The sequence below is a fragment of the bacterium genome (assembly GCA_035295165.1).
In the GTDB taxonomy this organism is placed as follows: Bacteria; Sysuimicrobiota; Sysuimicrobiia; order Sysuimicrobiales; family Segetimicrobiaceae; genus JAJPIA01.
In genome coordinates, this window is sequence record DATGJN010000033.1 from 76,322 (window position 1) to 91,958 (window position 15,637).

11 protein-coding genes are annotated in these 15,637 nt (G+C 60.4%); 6 read left to right on the plus strand and 5 right to left on the minus strand.

Annotated elements, in window-relative coordinates:
• Positions 1-10 precede the first annotated feature (10 nt).
• The 6 genes from VKZ50_05150 (at position 11) to VKZ50_05175 (ending at position 8,537) form a co-directional block, all read left to right on the plus strand.
• Positions 11-661 carry a GntR family transcriptional regulator gene (locus VKZ50_05150; protein HLJ59100.1) on the plus strand — a complete coding sequence of 217 codons (651 nt, stop codon included), beginning with the start codon at positions 11-13 and terminating at the stop codon, positions 659-661.
• Positions 662-835: 174 nt separating this feature from the next.
• Positions 836-2,368 (plus strand): ABC transporter substrate-binding protein, encoded by a 1,533-nt coding sequence (locus VKZ50_05155; protein HLJ59101.1) that lies wholly within the window; start codon positions 836-838, stop codon positions 2,366-2,368.
• 81 nt (positions 2,369-2,449) lie between these two features.
• Complete coding sequence (locus VKZ50_05160; GenBank protein ID HLJ59102.1) at positions 2,450-3,424, plus strand: succinylglutamate desuccinylase/aspartoacylase family protein; 975 nt, start codon at positions 2,450-2,452, stop codon at positions 3,422-3,424.
• A gap of 3 nt (positions 3,425-3,427) precedes the next feature.
• A complete protein-coding gene (locus tag VKZ50_05165) occupies positions 3,428-4,345 on the plus strand; it encodes an ABC transporter permease (protein HLJ59103.1) in 918 nt (305 codons plus the stop codon).
• A gap of 4 nt (positions 4,346-4,349) precedes the next feature.
• Positions 4,350-5,195, plus strand: coding sequence for an ABC transporter permease (locus tag VKZ50_05170; protein ID HLJ59104.1), 846 nt, complete (start codon positions 4,350-4,352; stop codon positions 5,193-5,195).
• A 411-nt stretch (positions 5,196-5,606) separates the two neighbouring features.
• Positions 5,607-8,537: a glycosyl hydrolase gene (locus tag VKZ50_05175; GenBank protein ID HLJ59105.1), complete on the plus strand. Its 2,931-nt coding sequence runs from the start codon at positions 5,607-5,609 to the stop codon at positions 8,535-8,537.
• Positions 8,538-9,343: 806 nt separating this feature from the next.
• Here VKZ50_05175 and VKZ50_05180 read toward each other — a convergent pair.
• The 5 genes from VKZ50_05180 to VKZ50_05200 form a co-directional block, all read right to left on the minus strand.
• On the minus strand, positions 9,344-10,492 hold the full coding sequence (locus VKZ50_05180; protein ID HLJ59106.1) for a GGDEF domain-containing protein: 1,149 nt from the start codon (positions 10,490-10,492) through the stop codon (positions 9,344-9,346).
• Between the two features lie 944 nt (positions 10,493-11,436).
• On the minus strand, positions 11,437-12,297 hold the full coding sequence (locus VKZ50_05185; protein HLJ59107.1) for an SPFH domain-containing protein: 861 nt from the start codon (positions 12,295-12,297) through the stop codon (positions 11,437-11,439).
• Between the two features lie 454 nt (positions 12,298-12,751).
• Positions 12,752-13,051 carry a DNA-directed RNA polymerase subunit omega gene (gene rpoZ, locus VKZ50_05190; protein ID HLJ59108.1) on the minus strand — a complete coding sequence of 100 codons (300 nt, stop codon included), beginning with the start codon at positions 13,049-13,051 and terminating at the stop codon, positions 12,752-12,754.
• Between the two features lie 247 nt (positions 13,052-13,298).
• Entirely contained in the window at positions 13,299-14,033 is a 735-nt protein-coding gene (locus VKZ50_05195) for a hypothetical protein (protein HLJ59109.1), read from the minus strand.
• A 311-nt stretch (positions 14,034-14,344) separates the two neighbouring features.
• Entirely contained in the window at positions 14,345-15,544 is a 1,200-nt protein-coding gene (locus VKZ50_05200) for an IS256 family transposase (protein ID HLJ59110.1), read from the minus strand.
• Positions 15,545-15,637 lie beyond the last annotated feature (93 nt).

Genomic DNA, 15,637 nt, shown 5'->3' on the forward strand with positions numbered 1-15,637 from the left:
GCGTTCTCTGGTGGACGGAGTGCGCGACTCAATCATCGACGCCGTCATCACCGGCCAGCTCGGCCCCGGCGACAGAGTTATCGAGGCGAATTTGTCTCGTGACTTGGGCGTCAGTCGCGGGCCTGTCCGCGAGGCATTTCGCGAGCTTGCCGAGCAAGGGCTCTTGGTGCTGGCCCCTCATCGAGGCGCGACCGTTCCCGTGCTCACGGAGCGGGATGCGTACGAGATATATAGCATCATGATGTTCACGGAACGACTCGCCCTGCGGCTTGTAAAAGATCATCTATCTGATGCCCTCTTACTGCGGTTCAAAGAGGCTCTGCAAGCGATGCGCACCGCCGCGGAACGTGGCGATGCCGCAGGAGTTGCTCACGCGGATTTGGCATTCAACGATGCTCTGTACGCATTCGCGGGGCATCGGCGCTTGCAGCGGTTATGGCAAGGTTTGAAGTTCCAATGCTACCTCTTGGTCAGAGAATACGCGGACCGCACTTACGCGTCACTGCCAGCGATTGTGGAACACCATGCGACAATCGCCGACCTGCTCGAGCACGCTCGTTGGGATCAATTGCGCAAGTATCTTGAGAACAACGCCGATCGCGTCGACGCGCGATTACTCGAACTATTGAAGCCTACAGAGCCGTCGCGCCGTGAAGCGTAGCACTGTACGTATCGTGCTTCGCAATACCGGCTGAACAGTAGAGGCGACCCTACAAGGCGCTGGTGTCGTGGAGGTTATATGCCTGTCGCGAGAGCGAGGATACCTCTCTAAGATTGCTGCCTGGTGTGTCTGCCGGGCGAGCGCACTCGAGTAGTCTAAAGGAGGAAGGGGACCATGCGGCGAGCGCTTGCGGTTTGGTTGGCGGCGATGATGTGCGTTGGCACATTGGGGGTACAGTTAACGAGCGCTCAAGTAGGTTCACAAGTAGTTGTCGACCAGGGGACCGATGTGGAAAGCATGGACCCGATGTTCACGCAAGCCCGCTTCAGCGACAACGTCATGCTCACCATGTTCGAGACCCTAGTGACTCGCGATAGCCAGATGCGTTATCAACCGAGGCTAGCAGAGAGCTGGCGAATCATCAGTCCAACTGTGTGGCAGTTCAGGTTGCGGAAAGGCGTGCGCTTTCACGATGGAGAGCCATTTAACGCGGAGGCAGTTAAGTACACTATCAACCGCCTGTACGATCCGGCGCTGAAGGCGCCGAGTTTTCTCAAGGGATTCGTCAAATACGACCACATTGACATCGTAGACGACTATACTCTGAACATTGTCATGAAAGAGACGTCACCGCTTGTGCTGGAGTGGCTTGTCTATTTTTACATGATGGCGCCTAAGTACTACAGTGGGGTGACGGAGGCGCAGGCGTCCCTCCGACCGGTCGGAACGGGGCCGTACGTCTTTAAGGAATGGATCCACGACGATCATGTGACTGTGACGGCTAATCCAACCTATTGGGGACCCAAACCGAAGATTCAGACGCTTGTGTTTCGCCCGGTCCCCGAAGCCGGCACCCGCATCGCGGACTTGCTGTCGGGTGCGGCTGATATCATCACCAACGTGCCTCCCGATCAGATAAACCGCATCAACAACAGCTCCAACGCAGCGGTGAAGACAGTTGAGGGAGGGCGGGACATTTTCATTGGAATGCGAACGGATCGCCCACCGTTTAACGATACTCGCGTGCGCCAGGCAATGAACTATGCGGTGGACGTGGATGCCATCTTGAAATCCATCCTGAGCGGCCGGGGTCGTCGAATGGCAACTCTTGTCAATGCGTATGCTGATCCTGCGGTGAAACCGTACCCGTACGATCCAAACAAGGCGAAGTCACTGCTGGCCGAGGCTGGCTGGAAGCTCCAGAATAATGTTCTCATGAAGAACGGACAGCCGTTTAGCGTCACGATGGACACCCCTGTGGGACGCTACATCAGCGACAAGGAGATCGCAGAGGCGACCGCATCGTACTTGCAGGCCATCGGTGTTCAAGTCAAAGTGAATCCGCTGGCGTGGCCAGTGTATTCGAAGAAGATGTTCGAGGATGTCAACCCCGCGGACATGTACTTACTAGGACTCGGGTCTTCCTTTGACGGTCAGGATGAGATTCGGTACGTTGAGAAGGACTTCGGTTATAACCCGACCTATTGGAACAACGCAGAGTTTGAGAAGCAGTACGACCTCCTCAATCACACAGTCGATCCAAAACAACGGACGCCGATCTTGTACAAGTTGCAGGAGATCGCTCATGATGATGCTCCGCTCATTTTTCTTTACAAACAGACGGATTTTTACGGTGTCAACAAGCGGCTCAACTGGGCGCCGCGCGCTGACGAACTCATTATTCTGGAGAATGCCTCTGTGAAGTAAGGACGCGCGGGTTCGATGGGTTCTCTAATCGATGCCTGTTGATTGCGTGCCAGTCCGCGAGGGTCTTGTGGGAGGACGCGAGTGACGGTTGTGTCGAGCGGACAACCAGGGGTAAAGACTTATGGCACCCTTGCGTTTGCGCATCCTGTCCTCACAGCCTTTTCATGGCCCTATGTCTCGATCCGGGGGGACAGAGCTGGTCCCACGGTTTGTGTGACCGCCGGAATGCACGGATCGGAGTATGCGGGGATCGAAGCGGCTCTGCGTCTTGCGAACGAGTTAGAACCCGGGCGGCTGGCCGGGCACGTGATTGTCCTCCCGATCATCAACCAACTGGCGTTTTGGGACCGAGTTGCGGGCGTGGTGCCCGCAGACGGAAAGAACCTCAGTCGCGTCTTTCCGGGACGCCGGGATGGGACGGCGACAGAGGTGATGGCTGCATATTTGTTTGACGAAGTTTTTGCCAGGTGTGACGCGCTCATCGATCTGCACGGTGGGGATGTTATGGAACGCTTGATGCCGTTTACGATCTATCAAGAGACGGATGACCCGGTTCTTGACGCCAAGTCGCGTGCGCTGGCAGCCAGCTACGGGCTTCCCCTGGCAGTGCGTCGCTCGAAGGAAGTGTTACGACGTCCCGTGCCCGGCTACATGCAGGCGGCTGCGGGCATGCGCGGCATCCCCGCGATCGTGGCAGAGGCGGGAGGAGAGGACCAAGCAAAGCCGTCAGATGTCGACGTGCATTTGCGAGGGTTGCGCAACAGCCTCACCCACCTCGGTGTCATCTCCGGCGGGAGTGTTTCGCCAGCTCCTTTGCGCCTCGTCGAGTTCACGTTAGTGTCAGCGAGCCGGGAGGGACTCTTTTCATCGTCGGTTGATCTTGGCGATCAGGTTCGGTCTGGGCAACTCATCGGTCAGTTGCGAGATCTGTGGGGACGTCATCTGGAAGACGTCATTGCTCCGGTCGACGCGACAGTACTATTCTTCAGCACGAGCATGGCGGCGAAGCAAGGCCAATTGTTGTTTGGGCTCGGAGCACCGGTGTCCGCGGGCTAGCGCGTGGCGTCATTTGTCGCGCGTCGCCTGCTCGATTCGCTGATGGTTCTTGTTGGCGTGAGTTTCATCGCATTCGCGATCCTGTTTCTCTCTGGGGACCCGACGTATCTCATGATTCCTGAGAACTATACGCGCGACCAAATCGCAGAATTTCGGCATCAAATGGGCTTCGATCGCCCTTGGTACGTGCAATACGGAGATTTCCTAGGTCATGCAGCACACGGCGACTTTGGGGTGTCATTGCGTAGTCAGATCCCAGCTTTGCCACTGGTCTTGGAGCGGATGCCTGCCACACTGGAATTGGCGGTCACTGCGATGGTGCTCTCGCTCGTCGTGTCACTTCCACTAGGCGTACAGGCGGCAACGCACCGTGGGACATTGATTGACACCAGCAGCATGGTTGGAGGCTTGCTTGGGCAGTCCACGCCTGGGTTTTGGTTGGGCCTCATCCTCATCCTTGTCTTCGGCGTAGAACTCCGGTGGCTTCCCGTTTCTGGTCGTGGCGGGTTGACTCATTTGGTACTCCCAGGTTTCACGCTTGCAATGTACTCTATGGGGCGCACAGCGCGAGTCGTTCGAGCATCAATGCTTGACGCCCTTGGGAATGATTTCATCAGAACTGCACGAGCGAAGGGAATGCCAAACAGAATAGTAGTGTATCGCCACGCATTGCGCAACGCTCTCTTGCCGATCGTAACCTTGGTTGGACTTGATTTCGGCGTTCTGCTCGGAGGCGCAATCATCACCGAGACCGTGTTTGCGTGGCCCGGTGTCGGGCGGCTGGTTGTCAACGCGATCTATGAAAAGGATTTTCCGATCGTCGAGACCGCAGTCATCGTCATCGCCACCGTGTTTGTGCTTTTGAACCTTTGCGTGGACGTCGCCTACGGCTATCTTGATCCTCGCGTGCGGTACGAGTGATCCTGTGTCGACTCCTGCGATTCGCAATCTCTGCCGCTCCCCGGGCGCTATTGTGGGCGCCTTTCTATTGTCGGTTGTCGTCTGCGCCGCGATCATGGCGCCATGGCTTGCGCCCGCGTCGCCCACTCTTGTCCACGTACAGGATCGGTTGTTGGCACCGTTGACCGTGCAAGATGGAATGCGGCACTGGCTGGGGACGGATGCGCTGGGACGCGACGTCTTGAGCCGGTTACTGGTTGGCGCACGGATCTCGTTATTCGTCGGCCTTACTGCAGTGGCCATTGGGGGTAGCCTTGGAACTGCGATTGGGCTTGTCAGTGGCTACCACGGGAGCTGGACCGATCGCGTGATCATGCGCTTTGGTGACATGCAACTTGCGTTCCCCTTCATCTTGTTGGCGCTAGCGGTGATGGCCGTGCTCGGTCCCGGTCTCGGCAACATCATCGGCGTGCTGGGGGTAACGAGTTGGGTCACCTATGCGCGTGTGGTCCGTGCGGAAGTGTTGTCTGTGAGAGAGCGTGAATACGTGCAGTCCGCACGTGCGATGGGAGCGTCGGTAGGTCGGATCTTGCTCGTTCATGCGCTACCCAATGTCATCAGCACCGCCATTGTAGTAGCAACGTTCTCCGTGGCGAGCACAATCCTATCGGAGGCCGGCCTAAGTTTTCTTGGACTAGGTGTCGGAGCAGGAACACCTACTTGGGGGTCCATGCTTGCCGACGCTCGCGAATACGTGACGGATGCCTGGTGGTTGACGACCTTCCCGGGGCTAGCGATCCTGACAACGGTTCTAGGAGTGAATCTGGTCGGGGACTGGCTTCGTGACTATCTCGACCCCCGGCTTCGGTAGCACGATGTTCCTCGTTTGGGGCGACCGTGCAATCTGCGCGTCCTGGCGTCTGCCCGAGGGCCTCACGCGGGGACAGGATGGGCGTGCGTGAACATATCGCAACAAGAGATCGAAACCCTGACCAAAGCCTAATGGTGCCAGAGAGGAGGCATGGTAGTGAAAAACGATGTCAGGAAGAGTGCGGACAGCATTCTCAACTCACTCCGGTGGCGGTTGGTGGGCCCGTTCCGCGGCGGCCGTGTCGTTGCCGTTGCTGGCGACCCCGAACGTCGCCAAGTATTCTACTTCGGATCAACCGGGGGCGGCGTCTGGACTACGGACGACGCGGGGTGGACATGGCGGAACATTTCAGACGGGTACTTTCGGACGGCGTCAGTTGGGGCACTCGTTGTCTCAGATGCCGATCCGAACGTGATCTATGCGGGAATGGGCGAGTCGTGCATTCGTGGTAACGTGGCCGACGGCGATGGAGTCTATCGGTCGAGCGATCGGGGGCGAACCTGGCAGGCTGTAGGTCTTGCCGATACCCGGCACATCGCTCGGATTCGGGTCCACCCGCGAAATCCCGATCTCGTTTATGTTGCGGCTCTGGGTCACGTGTATGATCCCAACCCGGATCGTGGCGTGTTCCGGTCCACGAACGGGGGAAAGACATGGCAGCGCGCCCTGTTCCGAAGCGACCGTGCGGGTGCGTGTGACCTGAGCATGGATCCAACGAATCCGCGCATCCTCTACGCTGCGATCTGGGAAAGCTACCGCACCCCTTGGGCGCTTGCAAGCGGCGGACCAGGGAGCGGTTTGTTCAAGACGACGGACGGTGGTGATACGTGGACTGAACTAACGGACAATCCTGGCTTCCCCGGCGGGATAAAGGGTCGCATCGGGGTCGCGGTCTCTCCTGCGCGTCCCGATCGAGTGTGGGCAATCGTTGAGGCGGAAGAAGGGGGGATCTTTCGCTCTGATGATGCGGGCGCGACCTGGGAGCGTCTCAACAGCGAGCGAGAGCCACGACAGCGGCCCTTTTACTACAGTCACATTTTCGCTGATCCAACCGATGCCGAAACGGCGTACATTGCGAACCTTGATCTCTGGAAGTCCGTCGACGGTGGACGGACCTTTTCGAAGAAGTCGCTCCCACACCCCGATCACCATGATCTCTGGATCGATCCACGAGATCCACAGCGGATGATAAATGGTAGCGACGGTGGCGCGAGCGCCTCTCTCAATGGCGGCGAGTCATGGTCGACGTTGTACAATCAGCCCACGGCCGAAATGTATCATGTGACGACAGATAATCGATTCCCATATCGAATCTACGGCGCCCAACAGGATAACTCGACCATTTCGATTCCAAGCGCATCTCACCTTGGCGCTATTCTGCCAAACACTTATCATGATGTCGGCGGCAGTGAATCCGGCTACATCGCCGTACGGCCCGACGATCCGAACATCATTTACGGCGGCATTTTCCAGGGCATGCTCACTCGATACGATCATCGGGCAAGCGAAGTACGAGACATCACGATATGGCCTCAGAATCTAGCGGGCTGGGGCGCTGAACGCCTGAAGTACCGATTTCAGTGGACGTTTCCAATTGTTATCTCTCCCCATGACCCTAACGTCCTGTATGCGACAGGAAATCTTGTCTTTCGCACGACTAACGAAGGCGCGAGCTGGGACATTATCAGTCCCGACCTGACGCGCAATGATCGCAGCAAGCTCGGGCCGTCGGGGGGGCCGGTTACACGGGATAATGTGGGCACCGAGTACTATTGCACGATCTTCGCGTTCTGCGAATCTCCCAAAACCCCGGGAGTGCTCTGGGCCGGATCCGATGATGGCTTGGTCCACGTGTCGAAAGACAACGGAAAGACATGGAACAAGGTGACCCCTGATGAGCTCCCCGAGTGGGCGCTGGTCAGCATTATCGAAGCATCGCCACACGACCCTGCGGTGGCGTACGTAGCGGCAACCCGCTACAAGCTTGGGGATTTGCGACCGTATCTGTTCAGGACGACCGACTACGGCAAGACATGGACGCGCATAGTCGAGGGCATTCCGGAGAATCGTCTCACCCGAGTGATTCGGGAGGACCCTGTCCGTAAAGGACTGCTCTATGCTGGTACCGAGGCTGGCGTATTTTTTAGCTTGGATAACGGTGGACACTGGGAACCAATTGGGAACGGTCTCCCAGTGGTGTCCATCCACGATCTGGTAGTCAAGGACCACGAATTGGTGCTTGCAACACACGGTCGGTCCTTCTGGGTATTAGATGACGTGTCACCTCTGCGCCAACTCTCCGACGAGATACGGCGGGCTGAGGCGCATTTGTTTACCCCGCGGCCTACGGTTCGTTCCAACGTGCGCTCGCTGTCGTTCCGCAAGGGCGGGTCCCGTGTATATGCGCGGGCTGGAGGACTGGGGCTCACGGCACAGGCGACTAGCACTGGTGCCGCGATATTGTTGGACGCCGGAGAGAATCCGCCTAACGGTGTGCTAGTTCATTACTGTTTCCGCGAGCGGCCGACGGGGGAAGTGAAACTCGCATTTCTCGATGCTCAGGGACATGTGTTGCGAGAGTATTCCAGCAACGTGATCGCTCAGGAGCAGCACTCCGGAAGGAGCTACTCGCTTACCGAGTCAGAGCAGCCTCTCGTTGTGCCGGCGGAGAAAGGGGCGAATCGATTCGTCTGGAACATGCGGCTAACCGGCGCGGCAGAAGTGCCAGGAGCTGCTCTCTGGTTTGGATTCCTCGGTGGACCGCGTGTGCTTCCTGGTTCCTACCGCGTGCGACTCACCGTTGGAAAAAGCACGCTCACGCAGTCGTTTGAGATCCGGAAGGATCCTCGGACCGTGACGACGGATGCAGACCTTAAAGCGCAGTTTGACTTTCTGCTCGCGGTCCGCGACAAGATTACGGAAGTCCATGAAGCCGTCCTTGATGTTCGCGACATCCGCGATCAGGTACAACAGTGGGTGTCGCGGACAGAAGGTCTAACCGGCGGCGGGGCGCTGGCGGGTGCTGCCAAGGAGCTCAGCGCCCAATTGGACGGCATCGAGAATGAATTGATTCAGTGGCGCGCTCAGGCCTATGAGGACACGTTTCACTATCCGGTCCGATTGAACAACGAACTCGCAACAGTGGCCGATCTCGGGAACATGGCTGATGTTGCACCCACACGCCAGGCCCGCGAGTTATTTGCTGAGCTAACTGCGAGAGCTGATGAGCAATTGGTTCGATTGGCGGACGTGAAGCAACGAGATTGCGTAACGTTTAGCGACGGGCTCCGCGAGCTGGGAGTACCGCCAATTCGCGTCAGAGCGAGGCCCCGGACGAGGTGACGGAGCGGACCGCATTAGTTCTTGGACGGCGCGCCCAGCCAGCTGCGCACATTGTTCACTGTGCATGCTGGCGACCCGCCAGCCGGGCTAGTCGGAGAACCCTTGAACGCCTTATCCCGGGAGGGCATCAATCGGCTCACTAGTGTCCCCGAGCAGGCCCTGGAGCGCCGTCCGCGCCTCGTCGATATCGGCATGGAGGCCCCGCAACGGCATCTCAGGCGTTTCTTCCTAAATCTTTGCGGTATTCGTGGCTGCGCTGTATTCGTTGCGGTGGTCTTCCCGTGCGCAACGGTTGGGCAAGCCCCACGTCAAAGGCCAGACTGGGCGCGGTCATCGGCGCTGCGTTCACCCACGCGCCCGGCCGGGCCGCGCGGGTGACCCGGCCGTAGCGTTCGAGGAGGGTCCAGGACGCCCATGATGACGCAAGCACACCAGCCCCGGTGAGTAGATCCCGTACGTTGTGGAAGCGGCCAGCGCCCGCACCTGGAATCGGTATGCCGTGGCAGGAGGCGGGGAGTATCTGGACCGGTGTTTACGGCAGCGGTTTTGGCGGTACGGCTGCCCGAGTTCATCGAGATCGCCATGGCTCGGGCCGCAGGCGACAGGACCTGAGCGCGTCGCGCGACAACCCACGTTCACGCAGGAGGCCAAGAGACCCCTCAAAACGTGCACGCTTCGACACACCATTCAACGATAAGTCGCGCTAAGCGGGGGATCGAAGGGCTGCGGCATGGCGCGTCGCTCTTTCCAGCCAAGTGCCGGCGCAAGGTCCGGCAGTGTTCGTTGCCTGCGTTGGAGATTCGACCCTACGATATGGTCTTCGCCGACGAGCGTGGTCGCCGCTTCATCTCATACAGTCGGTGGTCAGCCGTTTGAAGCAGCTGGTCTGCAATATCGCCGTCCTCTGGCCACGATGCGATTCCCCAGCTGAACTGAACGTCGAGATGCCCGCCATGATCGACGTCCGTTGGAGCCAGGTCGAACGTCGCGAGGCGACTCAGCATGACCGTCGCCTTGACGGGCGTGGTGTTGCAGAGCAACAACACGAACTCATCGCCACCGTAGCGCGCGGCCACGTCCGTCTGCCGAAGATAGCCGCGCAGAATGTCGCCGACACTCGACAACACTTGATCCCCAATCGCGTGGCCATAGGCGTCGTTAATGGCCTTGAATCCGTCGAGATCTATGCTCACTACGCAAAGGGGGCTGTTCGACCGAGCCGAACGCTGGAGTTCGCTGTGCAGCCGATCCAGCAGCCCCCGCCGGTTTGCCAGGCCGGTCAACGCATCGGTCGTTGCCGCCTCCTGGGCACGCACGCGTTCTTCCATTTCCTGCTGCAACGCTCGACGCGCCTCTTCGGACGTGGCAACAGACCGCCGGTGGCTGTTACAGAGGAGTGTTGTGAATATCGCGGTAGCAAGAACTGGGAGGCCGTGGGCGAGCACCGCGACGTCATTACGGCCGTACACGTACACCCAGTTGGGTGCCACGTAGTTCAGAATCCCATGATGGAGAGCCGTCAGCACAAGCACGAACCATCCCAACCGCCAATCGGAATAGACCGTGACCAACGCCATTACCATGAAGAAATGGAAGTGCATCTCGATGGATCCTCCGCTCATGAACACAAACAAGTACGAATATACGGTGAGAGCAGCGTTCATGATGAGCCGCCACGCATAGTGGTTGCGAAGCCTATCCCAGACGACCGTGGGAACCGCGGCTGCGAGAAACCCGATCATTGACGCCGTCAAGGCTTCAGTGGAACTGAGGATGCGCCAGGAGAACGGTGAGGGCAGCCAAGCGCTGAGCCTGAGATACGAGTTGGTGAACGCCATCAGGACTGTGAATCCGAAGTGCCACCACAGAATCTTGATCATGAACAGATCGATGGTGCGATAGTTCATCGCCCGAGCGTAGCTGCGATTAATGTCGGAGGTCAAGTCTAGGGTCATACAAATCTCCTGCTGGAGACCCGAGCTCCGCTGCAAAGGCGCGTGCCGGTACGAGCCGCGCGCACCCCGTTTCGGTTGGACTCCGCCCGTGGCCCTTTTGCGCCCTAAAGCTACCAGCGATAGACGATATTGCTTTCGCCCCACGCGCAAGCCGCGTGCCTACAGTAGACTTTGCAACCCCCGGTCCCGCCAAGCCGGCAGGTGCTTTGACGTGACCGCGAGTCGCATCGGTGTGCGCTCTGACGCGAGCTTCTTGCCGGACGGCCAAACCGAGCTCCGGCGCGGCGATCGGCTCGCGGTCTTTGCTGCCCGCGCGCGAGGCCGCGGACCTCGATAGGCTCACTGCCGCGTTGGCGGGGGCGTCCGGCCGGGCCACAGAGCGCCACGCCGCAGGATCGCCACGCGAGCTGTCGGCCAACGAGGCGCCCCCTCGGCGTTGGTGGCCGGGGCCGTGGTGGTCAATCCGGATGTCGCACTCGGGTCAGGGGTAGCCGGGCGGCGGTTGCGCGACGCGCGCCTCGGGGCGGGGGTCCTCGTGACGGCCGTTCGCCGAGGTGAGTCCGTGTTTGTGCCGCGGGCGATGATTATTTCCTCGCCGGCGGCCGCGTCGTCATGGTCGTGAGGTCGGACCGGGCGAGAGACGTGCTTGAGTGGTTCCGCTGAGCCGGCGCCGTGTCGACGACGCTGGCGGGACGGGTGTTCGCGCGCGCGCGCACGGGGAAAAGCAGGAAGACGACCTGACGTGCGGACTTACGCCTCGCGTTTAATTTCCGTGCGTGGCAAACACCCCATCCCGAGCCGCGTCTTTCCCGTGGACACCCGGCATCAGCGGGGTGTGTTTGGCTTGCCGCTCGCGACTCGGACGTCTCGTACAGGTCGGGCGTCGTGCTGTCGGCGCGAGATCCCCAGGCAGCTCACGCACAGCGCGCGTGTCGCCTCGGGTATTAGGGCGCGTCTGGCTTGTGGCCGAACATCGGTTCCAACAATCGGGTGAATTCCATTGGAAAGATGAATTTAGCCGCCGGACTGGCTCCGAGCGACCTGAGGGTGTCGAGGTATTGCAGTCCCATCGTGTTGGCATCTACGGTGTGAGCGACCGTGAAGATTTTGTCGAGCGCCAACGAGAACCCCTCGGCTCGGAGAATCGCCGCCTGCCGTTCGCCCTCCGCCCGCAAGATCGCCGCCTGCTTCTCACCTTCAGCAATTGTGATGGCCGCCTGCTTGGTCCCGTCGGCCTCGGTCACGAGCGCGCGGCGAGTTCGCTCAGCCGACATCTGGCGGGTCATCGCGTCTTGGACGTCTTTGGGCGGAGTGACCTCGCGGATCTCCACCGTCGTGACCTTCACTCCCCACCGCTCGGTCACGTCGTCTAGTTTCGCCCGCATCTCCTGGTTGATTTGGTCCCGCTTGGCGAGGACGTCGTCGAGGCTGAGGTTGCCGATCACGGCCCGGAGTCCTGTCGTGGCGATTCCTTGGGCAGCGCCCGCGAAGTTGCCGACCTGGATGACCGTCAGCGCCGCATCAAACACCTTCCAGTAGATTAGAAAATCGATGGATATGGGGGCGTTATCGCGCGTGATGCATGTTTGTGCGGGGATCTCGAGGAAGGCCTCCCGCAAGTCAACGAGGACCGCCCGGTCGGTGATGGGAAAGAGAAACACTACACCCGGACCCTTCTGACCTAGGCTCCGCCCCAGACGGAATACGACATACCGCTGATACTCTCGAGCGATCTTGATCGAAGCGCGCAGCACGAGGACGACGATCACGGCGACCGCAACGAGAATCCCGAGGCCTGTGTGTATCAACGTAAGCCCCCTTTTGCCAGCGCCTCACCGAGCCTCATGCGAACTGGGCACAGTCCCCTTCAAAGCCTAGCAACGCCGACGTGCCGGAGTTTGATCCGTTGGACCGCGCAGTTCAGCGTAAGCATGACAGCACTTTAACGCCTACGCAAGGCTTCTCCCGGCCGCTTCAGCGGCCAATGAGGGAACGCGGGTCCTCTCGAAGCAAGGGCCACCGAACCTGCGGGCGCCGTCCGGCTCGCGCCGCGACCGGGAAACGGAGCTGGCGTCGCGTTGACTGTGTCCAAACTCGAACTCCTCAACAACCTCGGCGGCTTTGCCGACGGTGGCCGAGAGTATCTGACCGTTCTCGGAGAAGACCTGCGCACGCCCGTGTGAGACACCGATGCTCGTCTGCGCCGTCGGGGTACGCTCGGTAACGCCCTTCAAGGCAGGCCACCCGCGGTCGGGCTCGTCACCGACTCGATACGAGGGCATCCTCGGCGTGCACGCTTTCCGCGTCTTGATCATCAGTCGCTGGGGCTTCCCTCAGTTCCGTCCCCTTCTTCGACGCCACGCCCGCTCGTCCAGTGTTCACGTGCAATCGTCCCAGCGCAAGCTCTTCCATCGCAACGAGCACAGGATTGCGCGTGTTCGTCTCGACCGCAGGAAGGTCTCCCCTAATCAGCTGCTCGGCCCGAGCGGCCAAGGCATTCACCATCGCGAACCGTGGGCTGATTTTCACAAGAAGTTCCTCAATAGGACGCTGGCGCATACTCTTCCCTCCGCGAAGTTGGTGAGAGCCGTCGTGTGTCCATCTGTTAAGCGCCGTGATGAAGAGACGTGCGGTGCGGCCAACGCGGGTGAGACCGCTCACCTGTCACGCTTGGGTCCGAGCAAGGAGAGAATGCTCGACCGTTGACCCCTGAGCGGGACATAGGACTTGGATCTTTACCCGTCTCGATCCGGCGTCCCGGAGAAGATCAACCTGAACGCCCCGTCGCAGCGACAGCACGGCACGTTTATGAAACCAAAGGGTACCGTTTCCGCAGCGTGTACGTCTGCGCCCGATCCCGTACTTGCTGATCGATCTGAAGACTCGGATAGTCAAGGCGCGCGCGAGTTGCGCTCGCGGTGATACGGCCTTCCGAAATCCCCCAACACGTTCGAAGCGTGCGACTCACAGCGGACAATACTCCAACGGTTCCGTTGAGTACCAGGCGCCCCCTGCGCGAAAACGCGGTCCCAGGCCAGTTGCCGTCAAGATAGCCGCAGAGAAACGGCACAGCGAACTGGTTCGGGAGGTCGTTCAACAATGCCGGGTCGTCGCCATAGGTAATCGACGGAACGCCCCACGGGAGCAGCGCCTTACACAGCATCGGCTCCCGAACGTACACTTGCCAGCCTAGGAGGCTGCTTTCGCAGTACTCTGGGCGCAGGCGGGATTCGGCCATATCGTCCATGAGCCTCGCCACGTGGCTTTCGGCACGATCGCCCAACGTAACAACGAGCGCCATGGACGAACCCTGTCCGGAAATCCACCCTGCGGCCGTGAGGAAACCCACCCAGTAGAGCTGCACATCCGCGTGGGTGTGCCCGGGGGCCGCCACCTGGGTATTGAGAAGGCTCACCGGATCGGTGACCCGCCCGTGGGTCGCCGGTGCCAGTGCGCGGGTGACGTCCACCAGGGGAAGTTCGTAGAATTCGGCGATCGCCGTTGGGGCCAAGCCGCGACGCGCGGCCGCTCGAATGGCCATGATCTCAGCGCGTTTCTCCGGGGCCAATTCCCGCACGCGGAGTGTCATACGAGTCCAGGGACGGCGTTGACCCAAGCACTATCGCCCGGCGCCCTGACCAATGCGACGTCGTCTGTCACGACCGCGGAATCGATGCGAACGAACATGCTCGGCACCCACGAAGTGTGGCCTGTGGTCCCATCTTCATCCTCTGGGAACCGGCCACGGGCGGAAAAGCCGAGGGGCAGGGCCGCCGTCGATAGGAAGGTGAAGTAGCATAAGTATACCGCAGAACGGCCCCGATAGCCAATCGACCCGGTGATTCGGTAGTGTCAAGTCTTTTGTGTAAATTCCCGTGAGGGAGAGCGTCTCGCCTGGCGTCTGTTCGTAGCCTGGAAGATCGCATAAACAATGCGCTCGCAACTGGCGACGTTGGTGAAGCACGTCATCGGACGCGTGCGGCGGCGGACCTCTCGGAACACCCGCTCAATCGCGTTAGTCGTGCGGACTCGGCGCCAGTCCGCCTCGGCGACGGTATAGAAGGCCAGCAGCGCGTCGCTCTCCCGAGTGAGGCACGCCACCGCGGTGGGCGCGGTGCGTTGCCAGGCGGCCACCCACGCGCGCAGCCGGCGCTCGGCCACGTGCGCGGTCGGCGCCAGGTAGATCTGCCGGGCCATGCGCAGGCACGCCTCCCGATCCTTGGCGCGCAGCCGGGTGGCGACGTTGCGCAGGACGTGGACCCAGCAGGCTTGACGTGGGACCTGCGAGTAGACGAGATCGAGCGCCGCATGGAGCCCGCGGTGCCCGTCGGTGGTGATCAGCTGCAGGGTATTCCCGACCAGCCCGCGGCAGGCGAGCGTGGTAAGGAACGCCTCCCACGTCGCCTGCGTCTCGTAGCGGACGACCCGGAAATCGATCAGCTCCCGCTGTCCGGTGGAGCGGATACCGTACGCGACGAGAATCAAGCGGCGTTTGGTCTGCGCGACGCTCTTGACCCGCAGGCTGACCGCATCTAAGAAGAGGTACTGGTACGCATCGGGGAGGCGGCGATGGTGGAAGGCCGCCACCGCGTGGTCCAGCGTCTGGGTGATGGTCGACACGGTGGTGGGGCTGACCAGATCGTCCAGGAGCTGCGCGAGCAGGGGACCGACTTGCCGGGTAGAGACGCCGCTCAGGAAGGCGGCCCGGACGAGGGTGTTGACGTCGCGGGTACGCCGCTGGTAGCGGCTGAGGACGGACGGCTGGAACCCGCTGTGCCGAGCCCGGGGCACGTGGAGATCCGGAATCGTACCCCAGGTGGTGACCAAGCGCCGGCGATAGACACCGTTCCGGTAGCCACAGCGACGCAGGTCGCGCACATAGCGGCGGGCATTCAGGTGGTTGATCAGTTCATCGTGCATCCGATTCTCAAGCAAGAGCTTGACCGTCCGAAGCGTCGCCTGGGACACGTCTCCCCACACGGTCGCTTCGTCCTTGACCTCCTTCCACAGATCGGCTACTGTGAGATCGGTCAGTGCTGTCACACTGGCCACGGGCGTATCCCTCCTTTGTGGTTATTGTCCAGGTCGGGGGTACGCCCTCCCTTTTTGGGCTCCTGCTTTTACACACAACACCGTACACTACCC